The organism is Pelobium manganitolerans (genome assembly GCF_003609575.1).
Taxonomy (GTDB): Bacteria; Bacteroidota; Bacteroidia; order Sphingobacteriales; family Sphingobacteriaceae; genus Pseudopedobacter; species Pseudopedobacter manganitolerans.
In genome coordinates this window covers 300,412-313,201 of record NZ_MBTA01000001.1, presented here as the reverse complement: position 1 = coordinate 313,201, position 12,790 = coordinate 300,412, and the positions used below count along the sequence as shown (strand labels likewise).

Below are 12,790 nucleotides of genomic sequence, written 5' to 3'. Positions count from 1 at the left end.
TTTTTAATTATTTAGCTAAAACCTTCACAATTTCTTCACTAATTCTTTGCACCAAAGGCATAGTAACCGAGTTTCCGGCTTGCATATACAATTTGCTATCTGCAAGTTTTGGTAAAACATATTTATCCATCGGGTAACCTTGGAAAGCAAAACATTCTTTTGGGGTTAGCTTTCTGATTCCATAATTATCTTTTATTAAAGGAACGTTATGTCCGCCGGCACCCATATTTGCGGTTAAGGTTGGGCAAACGTTGCTTTTATTTTCGCGCACATACACACGCCTCCACTGATAAACCGTATCATTTTTCAACATGGTTTTTTCAAGTTCGGGATAATATGGATGGTTTTTTTTGTAATAATATTTATCATCTTGCTTTTCTTTTTCGATAAGATGATGAATGGTATTTGTCAAATCAATAGCTTGCGGAAATTGGAAGTTCTGATGATCCGGCACCTGTTCTGGATCAAAAGCTACCATAAAAATACGCTCGCGGTTTTGGGGCACATTAGCGTGCGTCATCGAGTTTAAAACTTTATGAAAAACCTTATATCCCAATTGTTCTTCTAAAACCTCCAGAATAATTTTAAAGGTATTTCCCTTATCGTGCGATACCAGATTCTTTACGTTTTCCAAAAAAACGGCCTTCGGCCTATGCTTTTCCACAATTTGTTGGATATCAAAAAACAAAGTTCCACGTGTTTCTGCAAAACCTTTACGGTAACCCGCAATAGAAAATGCCTGGCAAGGAAATCCACCGCATAGCACGTCAAAATGTTTAGGAATCTGTGCCTTTGTTTCGGCTAAAGTGATATCGCCAAAAGGCAAATCACCAAAATTAGTGAGGTAGGTTTGTTGTGCGTCTTTGTTCCACTCGCTGCTATAAACACATTTGCCACCAACATTTTGCATGGCCAAACGGAAACCGCCAATACCCGCAAATAAATCGATAAAAGTAAAATTTGTTTTTTTAGGAGTTGAAAAAACTGCTTTGCTTGCCACGCTAAATAAAAAATGAAACGCAATTTACAAAAAGATATGAAAGGCGGTGGAGCTTAAGGAACAAAGAGCCAAGACTCCGATAAAAGGTGAAACACTTAGCTGACCCCTTTTGAATTTTTCCTTTTGAATTTGGAACTCGTCACAAAAATTTAGCAAACACTAAGTTTATTATTGGCTACATTTAATTTTTACCATAGCAGTATTTTTATGCATAAAAACATTTACAAACTGGGTATCATTACCTTTATAGGAGTTTCTACCAGCTTATCAGGCTGTTTTTTGAAGAAAAAAAAGCCCGCTCCAACTCCGGTTGTCAATAAACCGGTAGCTACCCAAAAGCCCGGGGCATTAAAGCCTTATCGGGATATTATATCGGCGAAAGCAAAAACCGACAGCGGTTTATTTGCGGTACACAAAGTGGATGAAAAGTATTTTTACGAAATAGCTGATACACTTTTTGGACGCGAAATGTTGGCTGTTACCCGATATGTAAAAACACCTGCGGTGGATGGTGTTTATGGCGGCGAAGAAATTAACGAACAGGTTTGGGTGTGGGAAAAACGCGATAAACAAGTGCTTTTGCGCGTACAATCATACGCCAATGTGGCGGCGGACAGCTCGGAAATGTTCCAGTCTGTACGTAACTCTAACCTGGCGCCAATTTTAGCTGTTTTTGACATCAAATCTTTAGGGAAAGACTCAAACGGCGTGGTAATTGACGTGAGCGATTTTTTTAGTAAAGACATCAACGCCATCGGCTTATCGCCAGATACTCGTACAGCTTATAAAATTACGCGTTTAGACGAAAGCAGGTCCTACATTGATACCATCAAATCTTTTCCTATCAATATTGAAACCCGTACGGTAAAAACATATTTAGCTAATAATCCACCGGTAGATAACTCGCTTGGCTCGGTAACGGTCGAGCTAAATACATCTATGGTTTTATTGCCTAAGGTGCCCATGCAAGCACGTTTATACGATCAAAGAGTGGGTTATTTTTCGAGAAGGCAAACAGATTATGGGATAGATGCGCAAAAAGCGACCGTGACCAGATACGTGGCGCGTTGGCGTTTAGAACCTAAAGATAGTGCGGCTTATGCGCGAGGTGAGTTGGTGGAGCCTAAGAAAAAGATTGTTTACTACATAGACCCAGCAACACCGAAAAAATGGCGACCTTACTTGATTGAGGGTGTAAAAGATTGGAATGCAGCATTTGAAGCAGCCGGTTTTAAAAATGCAATTACTTGTTTAGAAGCACCAACCGATGATCCGGATTGGTCGCCAGAAGATGCGCGATATTCGGTTATCCGCTATTTTGCTTCTAACATAGCCAATGCTTACGGCCCACATATCTCGGATCCGCGCTCGGGCGAAATCATAGAATCTGACATTGGTTGGTACCACAACGTGATGAATTTGGTGCGTAACTGGTTTTTTGTGCAAACAGCGGCGGTAAACCCAGAAGCGCGTATGCCAAAGTTTAAAGATGAGGTAATGGGCCAGCTTATCCGTTTTGTGTCATCGCATGAAATTGGCCACACTTTGGGCTTGGCGCATAATTTTGGTTCCAGCGTAGCTTATCCGGTAGATTCTTTGCGCTCGGCTTCTTTTACGCAGCGTATGGGCGGCACTGCCCCTTCTATTATGGATTATGCACGCTTCAATTACATTGCACAACCGCAAGATCAAGGCGTTTTGCTGTACCCAGGTATTGGCCCTTATGATAAATGGGCAATAAAGTGGGGCTATACTTACTTTCCCGGCAAAAACATGGACGAGGAAACAGTTGTTTTAAATAAGTGGACCGTGGCGCGAGCAGGCAATCCTTTATATTTTTACGGAAGGCAAACCTCTAACCCGATAGACCCGCGGTCACAATCAGAAGATTTAGGAGACGATGCAATGAAAGCATCTGCTTATGGCATCCAAAACCTGAAACGTATTTTGCCAAATATCGAAAAATGGACTTATGAAGAAGGCAAGGCTTATGAAAATTTGCAGGAGCTGTATGGCGAGGTAATTAATCAGTTTACCCGATACATGGGACATGTAAAATCGAACATTGGCGGTATTTACGAGAATTTTAAAACCTATGAACAAAGTGGCGCTGTTTATACGCCGGTACCAAAAGCGGTGCAGCAACAAGCGATGGATTTTATCATCAAACAAGCTTTTGCAACGCCAACTTGGCTAACAGCTACACCATCTGTAAAGAAATTTGACGATGCCACATTAAGCACCCGAATTGGGCGTATGCAACTGGTTACTTTAAATAGTATTTTGGAATTTTCTCGCTTGGCGCGAGTGATTGATAATACCGCTAAAAACGGTAACCAAGCCTATACCATTAACCAGTTAATGAGCGATTTGCAAAACGGTATTTTTACCGAGTTGGGCACAGGCGAAAAGATTGATATTTACCGCCGCAATTTGCAAAGGGCTTATATAGAGCGCCTGCGTTATCTGTTAACACAAGACCAGAGTAACGTAAACGAGCCTACGCGCATTATTGTGGATTATTCGGATATACGCCCGATGACCCGTTTAGCTTTAACCAATTTGCAACAAAGCATTAAAAGAGCCTTGCCGCGATATAATGACGCGTTAACTAAAGCGCATTTAAATGATGCCTTGGCGCGGATAGATTTAATTTTGAACCCGAAGGGGTAAAAAAAATCCAGCATCTGAAAAGGTGCTGGATTTTTTAGTTTTTGAGGATGTTTATTCCTTTTTTGCCTCTTCCTTGGCTTTCTTTTTAAAATACCCTCTAAACAAAAAATTGTGCTGTAAAGCTTCTAAATCTTCATCTAGTTTACCACTGCTGCTTTCCAAATTATTCATGATGCTGCGTATTTGGTCGGCGGTTTTTTTATCATTTAACAACAAGCCGGCGGCATTGTCTGTTTGGTTAAGCTGCGTGGTAACTTCATTTAAATTTTGCGTTAGTGTAGCAGCATAAGTTGTAGTTTTTTGCAGTTCTGTTACGGCCGATTTAAAACGTTCAAAAACTGCGGTATCTGTTAATAACTGATCGGCTAGCCCGCCTTTGGTATTCAACTTTACGCTAAACGCATTTAATTGGCTAGCCATTCGGTTGGTAGAAGCGGTTGTTTTTTCCAGGTTTTGCACAATGGTTTTAAAATTGTTCGCCAATTGCTCGTCTGTTAATAACGCACCCATGGTGCCTTTGCCATCAACTAAACTGCGCGCTAAAACTTTAAAGTCGCCGGTAATATCTACCAAGTTTTTGTTATTCACCTGCAAAGTTTTCATAATATCGTCTGTGGAAAGCGTTTTGTTCACCGCAAGCTGGTCGCCATCTTCTACAAACGGAAATTTAGGTGAGCCTCCATCAATCACTACAATTTTATTACCGATTAATCCGTCAGAGCTGATGCTGGCTTTCGCATCTTTATGGATGTATTTGTGCGCTTCTTCCTCGATACTTAAAGTCACTTTTACCTGTGAAGTTCCGTAAAAAGATATTTTTTTGATGGTGCCTACCTTTACGCCAGAGAACCAAACATTATTGCCCACTTTTAAACCCTGGATGTCATCAAAAACTACCTCAACTATAAAGCTTTTTACAAAGGTTTTACGCTGCCCGCCCAAAGTGAATACCCCGAGCAAGAAAATCACGATTCCTAAAAAAAGGAAAACCCCAACCGTAATCGCCTTTCTATTCTCTTTCAATTGGCTCATATTATTCTTGAATAAAATTATAATCGTAAAATGGTGTCACGCGTTCATCTGCCGTGTCAAAAACTTCGTCAAAAGTGCCCACACGCTGAAACTGTCCGTCTAACAACATCGCAATACGGTTGCCAACAGCTTTTGCACAAGTTAAATCGTGAGTGATGATGATAGAGCTGGTTTTAAAACGCTCCTGCACTTCGTTAATTAAATTGTTTATTTCTATGCAGGTTATCGGATCCAAACCGGCAGTAGGCTCGTCATATAACATAATTTCCGGACGTAAAATTAGTGTCCGCGCAATGCCTATTCTTTTCCGTTGCCCGCCCGAAAGTTCTGATGGCATCTGGTTAATGGTTTGCGATAAACCCACTGCGTCTAATACCGTTTCTACCGCCTGTGCAATTTCTGCTTTTCCTAAATTTTTGCGGTTGCGCACTAAAGGAAACTCTAAATTCTCCCGCACGGTCATACTATCGTACAAAGCACTGTTTTGGAAAGAAAAACCGATACGCAAACGTAGCTCCAATAATTCTTTGGGGCTTAGGTTTGCTACATCTTTACCCAGCACGTTTACCATACCGCTATCTTGCTTTAGCAAACCCGAAATTATTTTGATGAGCACTGATTTACCTGTTCCAGACCGCCCCAGCACCACCAAGTTTTCACCTTCGTACAAATCCAAATCGGCACCGCGCAAAACATGGTAATCGCCAAAAGATTTGTTAACGTCTCTGATGGTGATTACGGCCTTGCTGTTTTCTGTTTTACTTTTTTGTAGCATTACGTTCTGAATAAGAAGGTGATTTGCGTGGCAATAACCTCTTCAATAAATACCAAAAACATGCCGACAACCACCGCAGAGTTTGCCGCTTTACCAACGCCCTCTGTTCCTTTAGACGAGTGGAAACCCTGATAGCAACCCACCATTCCAATGGTAAAGCCAAAAACTATCGCTTTTATCGTTGATGCGGTGATGTCTAAAAAGGTGATAGATTCTAAAAAAGACTGTACAAAAGCACTAAAACTGGTGCTTTCATTTGTGCTTACGTTTACAAAAGCACCTAAAAGTGCGACAAAAGCTGTGTAAAAGGTTAAAATTGGAATGGTGATGCTGGTAGCCAGCACCCGCGTTACCACTAAATAGCTGAAGGGGTTTGTGGCAGAAACTTCCATTGCATCAATTTGCTCGGTTACTTTCATAGAGCCCAGCTCGGCACCAATACTAGAGCCAACTTTACCTGCTGATATTAAGGCCGTTAACAAAGGCGCAAGTGTACGCAACATGGCAATACCTACTAAAGATGGCAACCAAGAGGTTGCGCCAAACTCGGCAAGCGACGGACGTGATTGTTTGGTAAACACAATTCCGGTGATAAAGCCGGTTAATGAAATAAGCGCTAAAGAGCGGTAACCCACTTGGTAACACTGCCGTAAAACCTCGCGCCCTTCGAAAGGTGCAGTAAAAGCCTCTTTAAAAAATTTTAAGATGAACAAATGAACCCGGTACAGCTCCAGGAACATATTTGTAAACCGTTGAGAAATGCGCGTGACAATTTTTTTCAAAATCTGAATTTTGGTTGCTAGAGTTCAACAACAACTATTCCATTGCTTTGTGGTTTTGCAAAAGTATCAAAAATTAGCATTTTGTAAAGTTGGGCACGTATTTTACGGCGCGTTTTACACAAATTTAACGAAGATCAAAACCTGCGAAATCAACATTTACGCTGTACGGGCTAATGTAATTTTCTAAAATGCAGGCAAACTCTAACTTATTAATAGTCTTTTCTGCGCTATATGCCGTTTTAAATTTGTATTTCTTTTTCCAATCATTTTCAATCTCTTGTTGTATAGAAACTGGATCTCGGCCACTGATAAAGCTGAGCATAGAAACCAAATTTTGTGTGCTTAAGCTGGTTAAAGCGCTGTTTTCTATAAACCAAATACGAGCGCGCGGATAAAGTTGCGTCATTTGGTTTTTAATTTGGCTAACAGTTACGGCACTGTCCGGATTAAATTTTCCCTTAACAAAATCAAAACGTAAAACGCCGCTGGCGATAATTTTTTGAACCGGATTCCAAGATACTCGCGCGGTATCAACATCTAACACCGGGTACAAAAAGCTGTTGTAATCCAGCATTTCGTTTTGGGTAATCCGGATGTTTGCCTTTTTAGGGCTTACATTAAAAAACGGGCCATAAGCGGCTAAAGCACCGGCCGCTTGTCCCATATTAGTCCATAAAGCAATATTTCTAAAATCTTCGGTATCAAAATCTTTAAAACACGACATTGAAACCACCAACAGGTTATCCACGTTTTTAGGAATAAATACGCCCAAAGGGATAAAATGCAACAAACTATCATGGCCAAAACCCGCAGCGCCACTGGTTTTATATAGTTTCTGCGCTTGCTGGTATGGGTTTTCCCGCTGGGCTTTGTTATAGTTTACAAAGGCATCAAACTTGCCGGCGCTGTCTAATTTTAAAATATTTCCGCTGGCGAGCAGCGAAGCTTTACTGTCGGTTGTGGCATCAACCAATATTTTACACTTTATTTTTTCTGTTTTTCCGTTTACCGGGATGCGGATTTCCCAGCCGCTACTTTTCTGTTTAATCTCTAGTACGGGCGTATTCTTGAAGAAATGAAGGTTTTTTGTCTGCTTTACCAGCGTTTCCAAAGCATCTTGCGGCGTGGCTGTTTTCTGGCTGTCAATTTTCGACTTGTACAAATCTTTCCACTTTTTCCAGATGCCACGGTTGAAAGCCGGAATTTCCATATCGGGTACGGCATCGCCAATCAACTGTGAGCCGGGTTCTATTAATACCGCTTTTACACCACTGTTTGCGGCTTGTATGGCGGCAGCTGTACCCGCGGCGCTTCCGCCAATAACTACCACATCGGGCTTGTACTGTGCAAATGCCGAAAAACTAAACAACAACAAAATGGCAGAAAAGTATCTTTTTATCATAACCTCAATAACGTAATAATCAGGAAATTTGATGCTAGCAAAATCAGATTTAACATTTTTTAACCCAGAAATTTAGGATGTTTTTATAAAATTAGGCATTATCACGGCAAATTGTGGAAAATATAAACAACACACTGTGGCTGCATCTTGCGGACTTAACCAAAGAAATTAAGCCCCGAGAGCTGGAAAAGCAAACCGAGCTGGGCAAAACTGTTGCCGTTGTTTTGCATAAATTACTTCAAATTTTTGGAGCTGGCCAATCTTTAGAAGAGCTTAAGCACGATAACGAAATTGACTTCGCAGGGCTAAATGATGACGATACCACAAGGTTGTTTTTATTGCAGCAACACATCCGCTATAGCTTAAATAAAGCTTCGTTACTACAAAAAGAGCTTTATCAGCCGGTATTAAAACATATTTTGCAAAGCTTTGTAAAAAAACAAACAACGCTAAAAACGCAGAACCGCCTATTGCTTGAAGTACAAATTGTGGGCCTAGCAGGTTTTTCTTGTTTTATCAACACTGCTAATCAGCATTTAACTTTTGAGGCTCCGATTAACGCTAAAGCGGATGCTATTTTGTATTTGGATGAACAAATTGCTTGGCTTTTATTTTCCGGTGCGGTGCATTTAGCACAAATAGCTCAGTTTTACCAAATTATAGGCGAAAAAGCCTATTTTATGGACTTATTGAATTTTAGAGTCGCACTTTTTGGTTAAGAACCGTCTTTTGAAAAATTATTTACCTTTAACATTTAGCAAAAACAAAAAATGGTGAAGCACATCCTCAGCGCAACAGCAATCGGCGCTTTTTTATTTCTATTTTCATGTACGTCAGATCAAAAATCTAAAAGCCAGTCAAGCTACTTCAACTCTCCAGAAACTGGGGCACTTATTAAATCAGGCGAAGAAATTCCGTTTCACATCAATTTTGCCAATGCGCAGGTAGATTCTGTTCAGTATTATATTGACACCCTAAGAGTTGCTACCAAAAAAGATACCGCACGTTTTAACTATAACACCCAAGGTTTGCCTTTAGGAAGCCGCCTGTTAACAGCAAAAATTTTTAGCGAGGGTACGGCAGAAGAAATCACCAGCAACATTGTGCTCATTAGTTCGCAAAAACCAGCAAACTATAGCTACAAAATCATAAATACGTACCCGCACTCTATCACATCTTATGTAGAAGGTTTAGAATTTCACGATGGTTTTTTTTACGAAAGTGCCGGCGACTATGGAACTTCGAGCCTGCGCAAAGTAAACCTGCAAGGAAAAGTGGTGCAACAGCACGATGTGGATAAGCAATATTTTGCGGAAGGGATAACGGTAATTGGCGATAAAATTATCCAGCTTACCTATCGTGAAAAAGTAGGTTTCGAGTACGACAAAGAAACTTTTAAACTCCTAAAAACTTTCCCTTATAACCACGCTGCCGAAGGTTGGGGTTTAACTTTTGATGGCGAAACCGTTTACAATTCTGATGGCAGCAACCATATTTATAAGTTGGATAAAAACACCTACTTGCCCAAAGGAAGCATTGAGGTTTATGATGATAAAGGCCCGGTAACGCAACTGAACGAGCTTGAGTGGATAGATGGGAAAATTTACGCCAACATTTTTACGTCAGAACTCATTGCCATTATTGACCCAAAAACGGGTGCTGTAGAAGCTTATATTAACATGATGGGTTTACCGCACGCAGAAGTGGAAGACCCACAACAAGACGTTTTAAACGGTATTGCGTATGATAAGGCCGGCAAGCGCCTGTTTGTTACCGGTAAAAAATGGGATAAAATGTTTCAGATTGAGGTGGTCAAAAATTAAATAACGAGAAAAGTACCGTTTTAAGTTGTAGTTCATGCTTTCCTGCTTCGCGAGCTACAGACATTAAACGCACAAATATTTGATTTTTAAAGAGTAAACGAGAGAATCTTAGCTAAATCCGTATCTAAATCACGGTGCTGAAATTTTTGTCTAACATATTTGTCGTTTATGCTTTTTTATTTGCATATATGATAAATGTTGTTTATTTATGCAAATATATCTTTTTGTTTATGTCAAACTGGGATGATAAAGCAAAGCGGCTTCTAAAGTCGGAAATGGTCAAACGTGGATATACCAATACCGATTTGGTTGGTTTACTCAACGAAATTGGTCTCGAAGAAACCAAAGCAAGTATAGACAGCAAAATTAGCCGCGGTAGTTTTAGTGCTACCTTTTTATTGCAATGTCTTGCGGTTATAGGTTGTCATAAATTGGAGATTGAAGATTATGAAAATCAATTGTTGATGGTTGCTGAACCAAACGAACCTTATAAAACTTCCAAAAAATGAAAAACAATTGTGTGAAATTTATTGACCTTTTTGCTGGCCTTGGTGGTATCCGTTTGGGTTTTGAAAAAGCATTTAAAGATGCTGGAATGGAAACTAAATGTGTGATGACTTCGGAAATAAAACCGTATGCCGTAAAAACATTGAAGCATAATTTTGATCACGAATTTTTGGCTGGCGATATTTTTGAAATTCGCAATGAGTTTATTCCCGATTTTGATTTTTTGTTGGGAGGTTTTCCTTGTCAGCCGTTTAGTGCCGGCGGAAAACGTAAAGGTTTTTTAGATACAAGGGGTACTTTGTTTTTTGAAATTGAACGCATTTTGAGAGAAAAAAAACCGTATGGTTTTATTCTAGAAAATGTGGAAGGCCTAGTAAAGCACGACTTGGAAAACAAAAATGATGAAATGGGCAGAACATTAAAAACGATTTTGTACACACTCGAAAAAGAGTTGGGTTACAAAACAAGTTGGAAAGTTTTTGACAGTTTGGAATTTGGTTTGCCACAATCTCGTAAACGAATTTTTATTGTTGGAACAATAGATGAGCAAATAGATTTAAGCGGAAACGAAGTACGTTTCAAAGCTTTGGAAAGTATTTTAGAAAGTGGTTTGCCAACTTTGAAATCTGATTTTATTGATAAATTAATGTCACACTTTTCTTTGAAAGATTTGTACGGAAAGTCCATAAAAGACAAACGAGGCGGTGATAACAATATTCATAGTTGGGATATTGAAATAAAAGGAAGTGTTTCTAAGCAACAAGCAGAAATTCTAAACCAGTTGTTCAAACAAAGACGAAAAAAACAATGGGCTGAAGAAATCGGTATTGATTGGATGGACGGAATGGCTTTGACTTTAGAGCAGATCAATACGTTTATTGACTTGTCAAAAAATGAATTAAAAACTTTGTTAGATGATTTGACTTCAAAAGGATATTTGAAATTAGAACATCCTAAAAAACTAGTCAAAATTGAAACTGCTGACGGTTCAATTTCGGTACGTGAATATGACGAAACTAAACCGAAAGGCTACAACATCGTAACAGGAAAATTGAGTTTTGAAGTAAATAAAGTTCTTGACCCCAAAGATATTGCACCGACTTTAGTCGCAACCGATGTTTCTCGTTTGGCTGTTCCTGATGGTAAAGGGTTGCGTAGGTTGACTATTCGTGAAGGCTTGCGGTTGTTTGGTTATCCCGAATGGTATGAAATCCCAACAAAAGAACATGATGCGTTTGATTTGTTAGGAAACACCGTTGCCGTTCCAGTTGTGGAATTTGTTGCCAATAAACTGGCTGAAGTTTATATCAGCGAACCTGTAATTTAACGCCTGTATGTTCTTCGTAATTTTTCAAGACATTTTGTAACCAATGTCCATTTGTGTGGCGTGTCTGGGGATATTGGTATCGTGTTTCATTCAAAGCAGATAAAAATTCTTCCAAAGAATTAAATGGTTTAAATTTTGAACGTTCAGAATACCAAATGCCTGGTCGGATATTGTAAATTACACTTTTCTTTTCTTGAACTTTCACTGGATAGGTTCCGCTGGGGCAAGCTAACTCCCAAATCTTTTTTATCCAAACATCTTTAATAGTGAGTTCGCTACCCTTCATTTGGTAGGAAAAAATTAAATAGTCTGAATTTAACCGGTAGGCCGTAGTTAAAAGCGAATTACAATAAGAGTCGAAGTTTGCCAAATCGAAACCCGGACCCCTGTCCCAGTCGAAACTTTTCACTTCAAGCAAATCTAATTTTTGATTATGCTTATCAAGATAAAAATCTGGAAAAACCTGTGAATTAGTGTTTTCTTCAAATTCGACTTTTTCCACCATCATCCAAGTTTTCAGCCACTCCTGAAGTAGGTTTCCAACAGTATCTTTGGTTTCAATAGAGATGGTAAGGTCTTTCAGGGTAAAATTGATTATTCCTTTTTCTCCAATAATCTTGTATTCGTTTACCAATTTATTATAAAGTTCATGTCCTGATAGCTTCATTTGCAGTTTCTAGATTCAGGACAAAGCTATTAATTTTTGATGATGTTTGGTTTTTGGTACGATTTGAAAATTTGGCAGGTAACTTAAGCCTTGGTATAATAAGTGCTTCACAAACGGGCTATGAAAAATCAATTTTTAAAAAGTTTGTTGCTGTGTTTGGTTTTGGCTTCTTGCGGAAATCAAGATAAAAAAGCAGTTTCAACAACAGATACGAAACCCACAAAAGAGGAAAGCTCAACTATCAGCATCGACAGCTTGAGCCAGATAAAACCGCTTTACAATAAAATCGCGCAACAGCGCTTGACCAAATCATTAGATAGCAATGCGGTTACTTATGATTGTAACGGCGAAAAATCTGGCACCATAAAGTTCTTTTACGAAGAGAAAAATTTGGTGATGGTAGAACACACTTACGGCGAGTACAGCCACAACGAAGGTTTAACCCAGTTTTTTATAAATAAGGAAAACCCTTTTTTTGTTTATCATAAAAACACCAACTGGACTTTCGAAGAGAATACGGCCGCAGAAGGCGCAACGGTTGATGATGTTACAGAAACACGTAGTTATTTTGTGAACGGAACCGTGCAGCAATGTTTGCAAAAAAAATACCGCTTGCGCTCGGCAGATAAGGCTAATTTTAATCCGTCAAGCATTAAAAACAAGGCCGTTGCCTGCCAAAAACCCGAAGAAATTTTAAGCAGCTATCACAAACTTTTGCAGTACCAAGCGCAAAAAGGAAAAGTGGATTGTTTGTAGCAATCGGTTTGCAAATGTTAACCAAACCAGTAATTTTCTGCAAATT

At 39.4% G+C, this 12,790-nt stretch carries 12 protein-coding genes; 6 read left to right on the top strand and 6 right to left on the bottom strand.

Annotated elements, in window-relative coordinates:
- Positions 1–7: 7 nt before the first annotated feature.
- Positions 8–1,000, bottom strand: a complete 993-nt coding sequence (dcm, locus tag BCY91_RS01390; RefSeq protein WP_120180216.1) for a DNA cytosine methyltransferase — start codon at positions 998–1,000, stop codon at positions 8–10.
- Between the two features lie 207 nt (positions 1,001–1,207).
- On the opposite strand from dcm (BCY91_RS01390), the gene BCY91_RS01385 reads away from it, so the two are divergent.
- On the top strand, positions 1,208–3,673 hold the full coding sequence (locus tag BCY91_RS01385; protein WP_120180215.1) for a zinc-dependent metalloprotease: 2,466 nt from the start codon (positions 1,208–1,210) through the stop codon (positions 3,671–3,673).
- 51 nt (positions 3,674–3,724) lie between these two features.
- On the opposite strand, the gene BCY91_RS01380 is transcribed toward BCY91_RS01385, so the two are convergent.
- From BCY91_RS01380 to BCY91_RS01365, 4 genes are all read right to left on the bottom strand, one after another.
- Positions 3,725–4,705 carry an MlaD family protein gene (locus BCY91_RS01380; RefSeq protein WP_120180214.1) on the bottom strand — a complete coding sequence of 327 codons (981 nt, stop codon included), beginning with the start codon at positions 4,703–4,705 and terminating at the stop codon, positions 3,725–3,727.
- Between the two features lies 1 nt (position 4,706).
- Positions 4,707–5,480: an ABC transporter ATP-binding protein gene (locus tag BCY91_RS01375; protein ID WP_120180213.1), complete on the bottom strand. Its 774-nt coding sequence runs from the start codon at positions 5,478–5,480 to the stop codon at positions 4,707–4,709.
- The gene (locus BCY91_RS01370) at positions 5,480–6,220 is read right to left on the bottom strand and encodes an MlaE family ABC transporter permease (protein WP_120180212.1); all 741 of its coding nucleotides are present in this window, start codon (positions 6,218–6,220) and stop codon (positions 5,480–5,482) included. The genes BCY91_RS01375 and BCY91_RS01370 overlap by 1 nt, the downstream gene beginning before the upstream one ends.
- A 166-nt stretch (positions 6,221–6,386) precedes the next feature.
- Positions 6,387–7,664 (bottom strand): FAD-dependent oxidoreductase, encoded by a 1,278-nt coding sequence (locus BCY91_RS01365; protein WP_120180211.1) that lies wholly within the window; start codon positions 7,662–7,664, stop codon positions 6,387–6,389.
- 113 nt (positions 7,665–7,777) lie between these two features.
- Between BCY91_RS01365 and BCY91_RS01360 the strand changes: the two genes are divergently transcribed.
- The 4 genes from BCY91_RS01360 (at position 7,778) to dcm (BCY91_RS01345) (ending at position 11,321) form a co-directional block, all read left to right on the top strand.
- Positions 7,778–8,383, top strand: coding sequence for a hypothetical protein (locus BCY91_RS01360; RefSeq protein ID WP_120180210.1), 606 nt, complete (start codon positions 7,778–7,780; stop codon positions 8,381–8,383).
- A gap of 51 nt (positions 8,384–8,434) precedes the next feature.
- Positions 8,435–9,487, top strand: coding sequence for a glutaminyl-peptide cyclotransferase (locus BCY91_RS01355; protein ID WP_120180209.1), 1,053 nt, complete (start codon positions 8,435–8,437; stop codon positions 9,485–9,487).
- 230 nt (positions 9,488–9,717) lie between these two features.
- Positions 9,718–9,996, top strand: coding sequence for a DUF6471 domain-containing protein (locus BCY91_RS01350; protein ID WP_182995273.1), 279 nt, complete (start codon positions 9,718–9,720; stop codon positions 9,994–9,996).
- A complete protein-coding gene (gene dcm, locus BCY91_RS01345; RefSeq protein WP_120180208.1) occupies positions 9,993–11,321 on the top strand; it encodes a DNA (cytosine-5-)-methyltransferase in 1,329 nt (442 codons plus the stop codon). Before BCY91_RS01350 ends, dcm (BCY91_RS01345) begins: the two co-directional genes overlap by 4 nt.
- Here the strand turns inward: dcm (BCY91_RS01345) and BCY91_RS01340 are convergent.
- Complete coding sequence (locus tag BCY91_RS01340) at positions 11,302–11,988, bottom strand: NgoBV family restriction endonuclease (RefSeq protein ID WP_120180207.1); 687 nt, start codon at positions 11,986–11,988, stop codon at positions 11,302–11,304. The genes dcm (BCY91_RS01345) and BCY91_RS01340 overlap by 20 nt on opposite strands.
- A gap of 120 nt (positions 11,989–12,108) precedes the next feature.
- Here BCY91_RS01340 and BCY91_RS01335 point away from each other — a divergent pair, with 120 nt between their 5' ends.
- On the top strand, positions 12,109–12,744 hold the full coding sequence (locus tag BCY91_RS01335; protein ID WP_120180206.1) for a hypothetical protein: 636 nt from the start codon (positions 12,109–12,111) through the stop codon (positions 12,742–12,744).
- Positions 12,745–12,790: the final 46 nt, after the last annotated feature.

Coding starts and splice junctions, on each gene's coding strand:
- BCY91_RS01355 (WP_120180209.1), top strand. CDS start 8,435: ATGGTGAAGCACATCCTCAGCGCAACAGCAATCGGCGCTTTTTTATTT.
- BCY91_RS01335 (WP_120180206.1), top strand. CDS start 12,109: ATGAAAAATCAATTTTTAAAAAGTTTGTTGCTGTGTTTGGTTTTGGCT.
- BCY91_RS01375 (WP_120180213.1), bottom strand. CDS start 5,480: ATGCTACAAAAAAGTAAAACAGAAAACAGCAAGGCCGTAATCACCATC.
- BCY91_RS01340 (WP_120180207.1), bottom strand. CDS start 11,988: ATGAAGCTATCAGGACATGAACTTTATAATAAATTGGTAAACGAATAC.
- dcm (WP_120180208.1), top strand. CDS start 9,993: ATGAAAAACAATTGTGTGAAATTTATTGACCTTTTTGCTGGCCTTGGT.
- BCY91_RS01370 (WP_120180212.1), bottom strand. CDS start 6,220: ATGTTCCTGGAGCTGTACCGGGTTCATTTGTTCATCTTAAAATTTTTT.
- BCY91_RS01385 (WP_120180215.1), top strand. CDS start 1,208: ATGCATAAAAACATTTACAAACTGGGTATCATTACCTTTATAGGAGTT.
- BCY91_RS01350 (WP_182995273.1), top strand. CDS start 9,718: ATGTCAAACTGGGATGATAAAGCAAAGCGGCTTCTAAAGTCGGAAATG.
- BCY91_RS01365 (WP_120180211.1), bottom strand. CDS start 7,664: ATGATAAAAAGATACTTTTCTGCCATTTTGTTGTTGTTTAGTTTTTCG.
- BCY91_RS01380 (WP_120180214.1), bottom strand. CDS start 4,705: ATGAGCCAATTGAAAGAGAATAGAAAGGCGATTACGGTTGGGGTTTTC.